At 65.2% G+C, this 10,296-nt stretch carries 7 protein-coding genes and 1 pseudogene; 5 read left to right on the top strand and 3 right to left on the bottom strand.

Annotation, left to right across the window (positions count from 1 at the left end; all coding sequences use genetic code 11):
* Positions 1–23: 23 nt before the first annotated feature.
* Positions 24–243, bottom strand: a pseudogene (locus MTY59_RS27545) (MbtH family protein).
* Between the two features lie 385 nt (positions 244–628).
* Here MTY59_RS27545 and MTY59_RS24075 point away from each other — a divergent pair.
* Both MTY59_RS24075 and MTY59_RS24070 read left to right on the top strand, forming a co-directional pair.
* The gene (locus MTY59_RS24075) at positions 629–1,381 is read left to right on the top strand and encodes a 1-aminocyclopropane-1-carboxylate synthase (protein WP_221043376.1); all 753 of its coding nucleotides are present in this window, start codon (positions 629–631) and stop codon (positions 1,379–1,381) included.
* A gap of 490 nt (positions 1,382–1,871) precedes the next feature.
* On the top strand, positions 1,872–3,107 hold the full coding sequence (locus MTY59_RS24070; RefSeq protein ID WP_250160651.1) for a fatty acid desaturase family protein: 1,236 nt from the start codon (positions 1,872–1,874) through the stop codon (positions 3,105–3,107).
* A gap of 61 nt (positions 3,108–3,168) precedes the next feature.
* Here the strand turns inward: MTY59_RS24070 and MTY59_RS24065 are convergent, their stop codons facing one another.
* Positions 3,169–4,146, bottom strand: coding sequence for a S1 family peptidase (locus tag MTY59_RS24065; RefSeq protein WP_221043375.1), 978 nt, complete (start codon positions 4,144–4,146; stop codon positions 3,169–3,171).
* Positions 4,147–4,210: 64 nt separating this feature from the next.
* A complete protein-coding gene (locus MTY59_RS24060) occupies positions 4,211–4,978 on the bottom strand; it encodes a TVP38/TMEM64 family protein (protein ID WP_221043374.1) in 768 nt (255 codons plus the stop codon).
* A 180-nt stretch (positions 4,979–5,158) separates the two neighbouring features.
* On the opposite strand from MTY59_RS24060, the gene mutA reads away from it, so the two are divergent.
* The 3 genes from mutA to meaB are packed head-to-tail and all read left to right on the top strand — an operon-like array spanning position 5,159 to position 10,284.
* A complete protein-coding gene (gene mutA / locus MTY59_RS24055; RefSeq protein WP_221043373.1) occupies positions 5,159–7,036 on the top strand; it encodes a methylmalonyl-CoA mutase small subunit in 1,878 nt (625 codons plus the stop codon).
* A gap of 5 nt (positions 7,037–7,041) precedes the next feature.
* Positions 7,042–9,294, top strand: coding sequence for a methylmalonyl-CoA mutase (gene scpA, locus MTY59_RS24050; RefSeq protein ID WP_221043372.1), 2,253 nt, complete (start codon positions 7,042–7,044; stop codon positions 9,292–9,294).
* Positions 9,295–10,284 (top strand): methylmalonyl Co-A mutase-associated GTPase MeaB, encoded by a 990-nt coding sequence (gene meaB / locus MTY59_RS24045; protein WP_221043371.1) that lies wholly within the window; start codon positions 9,295–9,297, stop codon positions 10,282–10,284.
* Positions 10,285–10,296 lie beyond the last annotated feature (12 nt).

Below are 10,296 nucleotides of genomic sequence, written 5' to 3'. Positions count from 1 at the left end.
ACCCCCCATGCCCCGAGTGGTTACTAGATCAAAACCTTGCCTCGTCGCCAGCTCTTACGCAGGCTCTTCGGCCGAAAGTCCGGCCAATTTTGTTGGATGTAATCCAGGCACGCGGTGGGGTCGGCTTCCACATCGGCCACACGCCACCCGGCTGCAACATCGGTGAAGGTCGGCCAAAGGCTGTGTTGCTCTTCATCGTTCACCAAGACGAAAGGTGCCGTTCTCGTCGTCGAATGGTCTGATGCCCCTAACGAATCTCCAAGATACTAGTTGACCTGCGCCCCCAATTCCGTTTTCGCGACGCCTCGCCGGCGTGAAATTTGGGTCGGGTCGCCTGCCGACGCCGATGTTTCTGGCCACCGCCATCCTGGGAGTCTTCGGGCACCGCGGCCAACGCCGAACCGTCAGCACGCATCGAGGATGCAATACGCCGCCAAACCAGGCTGGGAAGCAACACCTCGGACGCATATCGCTCTTTTGCCAGCGCACGGCGCGGCGCACGGTTAAACTCGTTTCGATTTGGGTGGGTTTACACACTGCCAGCTATGCGCATGATCTCGGGCGATCAACGTAAGCGCGGTGCCGGTAGGGCGCGGGTGTCGAGTTTGCCGTTGGGGGAGGTGTGTCGATGAAACGACGATCGGACTACATTTTCACTGAACTGAGCCATCATACGGATGACTGCGTGGGGGTAGTACAAAAGTACCTTGATTTCCTTGTCCAAGGCGACGGCCGAAAAGCTCATTGTCCATTTACCAGGTCGATGCTGGAACAGCGCCAGTTCTTCTACGATACAAGCGATCTGCTCCTGCAAAAAGACGAGTTTTTCCGGGCTATAGCGGAGATGCGTGAATTTCACGCTCGGAATGCTGACCGTCTTTTGGTTGTCGGGGTCGCATACCTGAATGAGGAAAACTTCGTAGAAGCGGTCGCCAAACAAGGCGAAGTTTGGCGGCAGAGATTGAGGCTTGAGCTCATAGCCGCTGGTCTGACGATCGCATGGACGCATCCGAAAAATCCAATCGGCACCCATACGGATCGCGACAAACCTCTCGAACCTCTCTGGGTAAGCGATATTCCGCTACTCATGCTCCGAAACCTTGACAAGGGGGACGAGCCGTTCATGCTGAGCACTGACTCCAAGCGAGCGTTCGTGCAGGGTATGAGGTATAACGAAACGATACCAATAGCGATACATCCTGATACGACAAGTCCGCAGCTGGAACCGCACTATAAGCTGAGCGCCCTGACGAATCTCATGAATGACGTTCGGCTTTCCACCGTCAGATCGGTGACAGCCGATCTGACCGGACGCCTTGTGACGGTGTTGAAAAGCGGTAAAATCTGCGAGCATGTGTGGAGCCCCGAAGTACCGGTATAGGAGGCGGCGCAAGATGCCCGACCCTCCGATGCCCGGACCTCTCGACTGACGGGAACGCCGAGTCCATCCCGACCAACCATCTTCGGCACCAGGAAGAGCTTAAGAAGCTAGGCTCTGGCGACGCATCGGTGATGCACCGATGTGGCACGCAATGTGAACGCTGCTTTCCGGCAGCAACTCATCGGAGTATATCCCGGTGAACATCCTGGTTTAATCCAGGCGAACATCTTGCGACATGGCAACCGCCGGGAACTAAAGGGGGACCCGACCAGGCCGCACTGCAAGCAGGTTGAAAGCGCGACCAACGCGTAAACGCGTGGATTCGCGCGCATGTACTTGCGCACAACCGCATTAATACGTTCACCCACATGAGCGAAACCGGCAAACAGATTTACGCAAAATTCGTATCATCAGCAAAGGCAAACTTGGGGGGGTGCCAGATGGTTTTCTATGGAGTGCGTCGGCGTCGTGTTCCTAGCTGGGGGCCGTCGTGACAAGTATCGAAATTCCCGCCGCCACCGAGCAAAGGCCACAGGGCGCCTGCAAGGTGGCCGCAATCCCAAGAGGCTTCCCAGCTCCCGGGTTTGCGCGGCCGACCATCGCGGTGCCGACGGTGCTGGTCTGGCTTGGATCGTTCGTTGCGTGGTCGGGGGCGACGGTAGCGGTTCTCTGCGGAGTGAGTCATTGGTGGTTGGTGTTCACCATCGTCGTTCAGAGTCTCGTGACGGTCTCTATTTTCATCGTGGCGCACGAATCGATTCACTACACCGTCGGCCGGCCAAACTGGATCAACCAGGTCTTCGGCCGCCTGTCGATGCCGTTTGTCTCGTTGTTCGCAACATTTCCACTGCTCGCGTATATCCATCTCGCGCACCACCGCAACACCAACGAAACTATCCACGACGATCCGGACGCGTGGAGTATCGCCGGCCCGCGTTGGCAGCTTCCGTTGCGCTGGTTGACAATCGATGCCTGGTATTGCCGCTTTTACCTAGCGCGCCTGCGCCGGCGCCCGCGCAAGGAAGCCCTGGGATTTGCCGTACACCTCACCGTGGCCCTTGCCTTCGTAACCGCCATCCTGATTCTCGGCTATGGGCGCGAGCTGGTGCTCATCTATTTCATCCCCCAGCGGATCGGCGTGGGCGTCCTAGCGTGGTGGTTTGATTGGCTGCCTCATCACGACCTTGGCACGGCAAAGACCAACCGATTCCGGGCCACGCGAGTTCGGGTTGGCTGGGAGCGTGTTCTGTGTCCGTTGTTGATGTATCAGAACTATCACCTGGTCCACCATATCCATCCGGGGATCCCGTTTTACCTGTACGTCAAGGCATGGAAGGCCGCAGAAGCCGACTATCTGAACCGAAACGTGCCGATCACCACCGCGTGGGGCCGGGAAATGACTCCGTCGGAGTACCGCACATGGCGGGAGGTCACATCGCCGCGACGTGGGTGCGAATCGCAGTCTTCACATGGGTCAGTAGCGGCGCGGCAGTGGAAGGGCTTGTCTCAAGCCCTTTTTGACGACGTCGCGAGGCAAGGCTGGTCAGCACGCGATATCGGGAATCTCTTGGTCAGGGTGCTTGCTGGGGGCTTTATCTTCACTGGGCCCATCCATCCTGTCGACGGTTTCTTCACCCGGTCGGTGCGAAATCTACCGAGTCGCACCGCATTTGGCGGTCGCCGCGCCCCCGCGTCGCCGGCGTCGGGGGCGATGCCGCGACGGTAGGAAGTCAGCCTGAAGTCAACCTGAAGACGCACCGAATACCGCGGCGCTCGCCGAGAGCGCGTCAGCCCGGGGAAGCCGGCGCGGTCACGACCGTCAGGTGCCACTTGTCCAGCCAGGGCCGCACCAACTCGGCGACGGAGAATCTCGCCCGCGCCGCGCACCCGGCTCTGGGGATGTGGGGGTCGCCGCCGCGGATGAGGATGCCGACGGCGCTGACGGTGCCGTCCTTTTCGTACAGATACACCGGACCGCCCGAATCGCCGCACTGGCCGCTCGCCAGGAACACGACCTTGCTGCCGGTGATCCGCACGATCTGTCCGCAGGCGTCCGCGCCGGAGCTCATGCCGAATTTGCACAGCTGCTGACCGATCCGGAGGTTGGTGGCGACACCGCTGACCGGCACCGACGAGGCGATCGCCGAGGACTGGGGAACGTTGTCACCGTCCAGCGTGATCAGGCCGATGTCGTGCTGTTCGTCGTGGACTCCCTCGCTGACCGTCTCGCTGAACGTGCCCAGCGTCGTGTAGGGCAAAACGCCGTCCAGGTTCATCGTCACCTTGCTGCGTTCCCCTGGGCGGTTGCAGTGCCCGGCGGTGAGGATCCCCGTCCTGCCGCTGCTGGTGTGCACCAAAAACCCTGCGGTACAGCCCATTCCGCCGGAACCGTCAGCGTAGTCGACGTAGATTCCGGCACCCGGGCCCGCGGCGCTGGCGGCGGGCAGATCGATCGGTGCCAGGACGGGCGGCGGGGGCGGCGCCGGCTGCTGCGCCGAAGTTGCGGTCCTAGGGAACAAGCAGACGGCGGTCACCAGGGCGGCGATGCTGCACACCACCGCAAGGCCGAGCAACGAAGTGTGGATCTTGGCGCGGCGTGGCTGCACGACCAAGCCGGCGAACAGGCTCCTCTTCCGCTTGCGACGCCGCTCGCCCGGACCGGGTACGAAGCCCATCACGGCGAGCACCGCCAACACCAGGGCGCTCAGCGGCAGCGCGACGGCACGGGCTGGCGAGTACGGCGTCCCCCAGCTCGCGACCTCCATCGCGTACACCACTCCATTAGACCGATCTTTGGCGCACCGCGCGGCGGTCTGAACGAAGTTGGGATCAGCTGATGGCGGCCGGTTCGGGGGAGTGCTCGTCGTCGAGGTGACGGTGCGCGCGGCGGTGGTGCCGACGGAAGTGCCGGATCTCGATGATCAGCCCCGTCAGTCCCAGCGCACTCGTGACCGCCGACACCAGATACAGCAGCGCGCTGATGTGACCGGCCAGCGCATCGCCGAGCACCACCACGGCGGTGGTGCCGGGCAGCAACCCGACCACGGTTGCCACCGTGTAGGGCAGCACCCGCACGCTCGACGCGCCCGCGGCGTAGTTGAGTACCGAGAACGGCACCGCGGGGATCAGCCGCAGCGACAGGATGGCCAGCCAGCCCCGTTGTCGCAAGCGCTCTTCCACCGTCTCGATCGATCGGTGACGCGCCAGGCGGTTCAACCGCCACCCGGCCGCGCGCACCAACAGCAGGGCGATCATCGCGCTCACGGTGCTGGCGACCACCGCGATGGCGACCCCCTGCAGCGGGCCGAACAGCAGCCCGGCCGCCAGTGTGAATGCCGTGCGCGGAATGGGCACCACCGTCACGACGATGTGAGCGACCAAGAACGCCAGCGGAAACCACGGCCCGACCGACTGGGCCCAGTCGCGCATCTGCGCCGGCGAGGGCAGGGGCAGCCAGGACGCCAGCCCCACCAGCGCTGTGATGCCCACCACTGTCCAGACGATCCGCGACCGGGACACGCCTCGCGCGGCGACGCCGATGGCGCAGCCGAGATCACGAAGCGTCTCGGTGATTTTGCTGGTGGCGGAACCCGTCACGTCTTCCTAGGGTACGGGGCGCAGATGAATTAGCCGTTTCCTGAGGCTGGCGTTTCCCCGGGTTTCGGGCTCGCTGGCCACACCTAGCGGTTTTTAGCGACGAGCGGTCATCAATTAGCCTGAGTTGCTAAGTGGTATCCCCAGAGCTGTAGCCCCAATGTTGGGAAAAGGGAGCAATCGGTGTCCATTGATGTACCCGAGCTCGACGACCTGGAACAGGTTCGCGGGCGTTGGCGCAGTGCGGTCGCCGGAGTGCTGGCTAAAAGCACCCGGAAGGACCCCGAGCAGTTGGGGGACGCGCCCGAGCGGCTGCTGGAAACCCCGACGTATGACGGGATTGCGGTCCGCGCGCTCTACACCGCGCTCGATGAACTGCCGGAACCGCCGCTGCCGGGCGAATGGCCTTTTGTGCGCGGCGGCGACGCGCTGCGCGACGTCAAGTCCGGCTGGAAGGTCGCCGAAGCCTTTCCGGCCACGCCGGTGCCCGGCGTCGCGGCCAAGGACGTCAACTCCGCGGTGCGGGACGCGCTCGGCAACGGGGCCAGCGCCCTGGTCCTGCGGATCGGGGAGTCGGGCGTGGCGCCCGACCAGCTCGGGGACACGCTCGAGGGCGTCTACCTGAGCATGGCGCCGCTGATCCTCGAGGCCGGCGCCGATTACCTGGCGGCCAGCGACGCGGTGCTGGCGTTGGCGGACGGTGTGGAGCCCGACCAGCGCGCCACGGTGTCGATCGACCTGGGCGGCGATCCGCTGAGCGCGGCCCTGAGCGAGCGGCCCGCGCCGAAGATCGAGGATGTGGTCGCCGTGGCCAAGCGGGCCGCCGGGCACGCCGGCGTGCGCGCGATCACCGTCGACGGGCCCGCGTTCCACAACCTCGGTGCCAACGCGACGTGGGAGCTGGCGGCCAGTGTCGCGGGCGCGGTGAGTTACCTGCGGGTGCTAACCGAATCGGGTTTGTCGATCGGCCAGGCGTTGCGGCAGATCAGCTTCCGGTTCGCCGCCGATGATGACCAGTTCATGACGATCGCCAAGTTCCGCGCGGCGCGCAACCTGTGGGCGCGGGTCGCCGAGGTGGTCGGCGACCCGGATGCCGGCGCGGCGGTCATCCATGCCGAGACGTCGCTGCCGATGATGACCCAGCGCGACCCGTGGGTGAACATGCTGCGCTGCACCCTGGCCGCCTTCGGCGCCGGTGTCGGTGGCGCCGACTCCCTGCTGGTGTTCCCGTTCGACGTCGCGATCGACGGTGGATTCCCGGACATCGCAACGAGTTTCGCCCGCCGGATCGCCCGCAACACGCAGCTGCTGCTTCTTGAAGAGTCGCACGTGGGCCGCGTGCTGGACCCGGCCGGTGGCTCGTGGTTCGTCGAGGACCTCACCCACCGCCTGGCCGAGCAGGCCTGGGAACAGTTCCAGGCCATCGAGAAGCACGGCGGATTCACGCAAGCCCACGACTTCATCGCCGGCCAGATCGCCGAGGTGGCCGCCCGCCGCACCGACGACATCGCGCACCGCAGGACCGCGATCACCGGAGTCAACGAATTCCCGAACCTCACCGAAGTGCCGCTGCCCCAAAGCGACTCGACGTATTCGCCGCTAGCTGCCGGGAAACTGGTGCGCTACGCCGCGGAGTTCGAGGCACTGCGGGACCGGTCGGACGCCTACCTGGCCCGCACCGGGTCGCGCCCGCAGGTGTTGTTGCTGCCGCTGGGGCCGTTGGCCGAGAACAACATCCGGGCCACGTTCGCCTCGAACCTGCTGGCGTCCGGCGGCATCGAGGCGATCAATCCGGGAACGGTCGACGCCGACGGCGTCGCGTCGGCGGTGACCGACGCGGGGTCACCATCGGCGGCGGTCATCTGCGGCACCGACAAGCGCTACCAGGATGAGGCGTCGGGCGTCGTACAGGCGGCCCGCGGCGCCGGAATCGCGCGGGTCTACCTGGCCGGGCCCGACAAGGCGGTGGCGGACGCCGAGCACCAACCGGACCATTTCCTGACCGCGAAAATCAATGCGGTCGAAGCTTTGTCGGATCTCCTCACGAGGCTGGGGGCGTAGACGCGATGACGACCACTGCACCTGCTGTCGGCAGCTTCGCCGATGTACCGCTGCACAGCGAGCGGAATGTTGCGCCGGCGACCCAAGCCGCCGTCGACAAATACGTGGCCGCGGCCGCCGCTGCGCACCTGTACACACCCGACCAATTGCAATGGCAGACACCGGAAGACATCGACGTCAAACCGGTGTACATCGGCGCGGACCGTGCGGCCGTCGAAGCCGACGGGTATCCGCTGCACAGTTTTCCCGGCGAACCGCCGTTCGTGCGCGGGCCCTACCCGACGATGTATGTCAACCAGCCGTGGACCATTCGGCAGTACGCCGGCTTCTCCACCGCAGCGGAGTCCAACGCGTTCTATCGGCGCAACCTGGCCGCGGGCCAGAAGGGTCTGTCGGTGGCTTTCGACCTGGCCACCCACCGCGGGTACGACTCGGATCACCCCCGCGTGCAGGGTGACGTCGGAATGGCCGGTGTGGCAATCGATTCCATTCTCGACATGCGCCAGCTGTTCGACGGCATCGACCTGTCGACGGTGTCGGTGTCGATGACGATGAACGGCGCGGTGTTGCCGATCCTGGCGCTGTACGTGGTGGCCGCCGAGGAGCAGGGTGTTCCGCCGGAGAAGCTGGCAGGCACCATTCAGAACGACATCCTCAAAGAGTTCATGGTGCGCAACACCTACATCTATCCGCCCAAGCCGTCGATGCGCATCATCTCCGACATCTTCGCCTACACCAGCGCGAAGATGCCGAAGTTCAATTCCATCTCGATCTCCGGCTACCACATCCAGGAAGCCGGTGCCACAGCCGATTTGGAGCTGGCCTACACGCTGGCCGACGGCGTCGACTACATCAAGGCCGGCTTGGATGCCGAGCTGGACATCGACAAGTTCGCGCCGCGGCTGTCCTTCTTCTGGGGCATCGGGATGAACTTCTTCATGGAGGTCGCCAAGCTGCGGGCGGGGCGGCTGTTGTGGAGCGAGCTGGTCTCCCAGTTCGACCCGAAGAACGCCAAATCGCTGTCGCTGCGCACACATTCGCAGACCTCGGGGTGGTCGCTGACCGCGCAGGACGCCTTCAACAACGTCGCGCGCACCTGCATCGAGGCGATGGCCGCGACGCAGGGGCACACGCAATCGCTGCACACCAACGCGCTCGACGAGGCGCTGGCATTGCCCACCGACTTTTCGGCTCGCATCGCCCGCAACACCCAGCTGGTGCTGCAGCAGGAGTCGGGCACCACGCGGCCGATCGACCCGTGGGCCGGCTCGTACTACGTCGAATGGCTGACCCATCAACTCGCGCAGAAGGCCCGCGCCCACATCGCCGAGGTCGCCGAGCACGGCGGCATGGCGCAGGCCATCAGCGACGGCATCCCCAAGCTGCGCATCGAGGAGGCGGCCGCGCGCACCCAGGCCCGCATCGACTCCGGGATCCAGCCGGTGATCGGGATCAACAAGTATCAGGTCGAAGAGGATCAGGAGGTCGAGGTCCTCAAGGTCGAGAACAGCCGGGTGCGCGCCGAGCAGCTGGCCAAGCTGAAGGAGCTGCGGGAAAGTCGCGACCAGGCTGCGGTGGACGCGGCGCTGGCGGAGCTGTCGCGCGCGGCCGCCGCGCACGGCCGCGCGGGTGAGGACGGGCTGGGTAACAACCTGCTCGCGCTGGCCATCGACGCGGCCCGCCACAAGGCCACCGTCGGCGAGATCTCCGACGCCCTGGAGAAGGTGTATGGCCGTCACCAGGCGGAGATCCGTACTATCGCCGGGGTCTACCGCGAAGAAGCTGGAAAGGCCGGAAACATGGCAACCGCGACCGAACTCGTCGAGAAGTTCGCGGAAGCCGAGGGTCGCCGACCCAGGATTCTGGTCGCCAAGATGGGCCAGGACGGCCACGATCGCGGCCAGAAGGTGATCGCGACGGCGTTCGCCGACATCGGATTCGACGTCGACGTCGGGTCGTTGTTCTCCACGCCCGAGGAGGTGGCTCGCCAGGCCGCCGACAACGACGTGCACGTGGTCGGGGTGTCCTCGCTAGCCGCCGGTCACCTGACGCTGGTGCCCGCGCTGCGCGAGGCGATGGCCGAAGTGGGGCGGCCCGACATCATGATCGTGGTCGGCGGCGTCATTCCGCCGGGCGACTTCGACGAGCTGTATCAGGCCGGGGCCGCCGCCATCTTCCCGCCCGGGACGGTGATCGCCGAGGCCGCAATCGGCTTGCTGCACAAGCTTGCCGACCGGCTGGGTTACACGCTCGACTAAATGGCTTCGCAACGGAACGACTCCGTCGAGGATTTGGCCGAGGCGGTCCGCAACGGCGACCGCGCGGCGTTGCCGCGGGCCATCACGCTGCTGGAGTCCACGCGCGCCGACCATCGCGAGAAGGCGCAGCAACTGCTGCTGGAGCTGACCCCGGACTCGGGTAATGCGTACCGGGTCGGCATCACCGGGATCCCCGGGGTGGGGAAGTCCACCAGCATCGAGGCCCTCGGCATGCATCTGATCGAGCTGGGCCATCGGGTGGCGGTGCTGGCCGTCGACCCGTCGTCGACGCGCACCGGCGGCTCGATCCTGGGCGACAAGACCCGGATGGCGCGCCTGGCAATGCATCCGGATGCATACATTCGGCCCTCGCCCACCTCGGGCACCCTCGGTGGGGTGGCCAAGGCGACCCGCGAAACGGCGGTGCTGCTGGCGGCGGCCGGCTTCGACGTGGTCCTGATCGAGACCGTCGGGGTCGGTCAGTCCGAGGTGACGGTGGCCAACATGGTCGACACCTTCGTGCTGCTAACCCTGGCCCGCGGTGGTGATCAGCTGCAGGGCATCAAAAAGGGTGTGCTGGAGCTGGCCGACATCGTCGTGGTGAACAAGGCCGACGGCGACCACCTCGCCGAGGCCCGCTCGGCCGCACGCGAGCTGTCCGGCGCGATCCGGCTGATACATCCGCGCGAAACACTGTGGCGCCCGCCCGTTCTCACGATGAGCGCGGCCGAAGGAACGGGCCTCAAGGAATTGTGGGACACCGTCGAACGTCATCGCCAGGTCCTCAGCGAGGCGGGGGAGTTCGAGGCGCGCCGCCGGGCCCAGCTGGTCGACTGGACGTGGCAGATGGTGCGCGACACGGTGCTGGACCGGCTGTTGTCCAGCCCGGCGGTGCGCAAGATCCGCGCAGACGTGGAGCGAAAGGTCAAGGCGGGGGAGCTAACTCCCGCGCTGGCCGCCGAGCAAATATTAGCGGCCGCGTCCAGCTAACGGTTAGGTCAA

The organism is Mycobacterium senriense (assembly GCF_019668465.1).
GTDB classification, from domain to species: domain Bacteria; phylum Actinomycetota; class Actinomycetes; order Mycobacteriales; family Mycobacteriaceae; genus Mycobacterium; species Mycobacterium senriense.
This window is presented reverse-complemented; position numbering and strand designations above follow the sequence as displayed.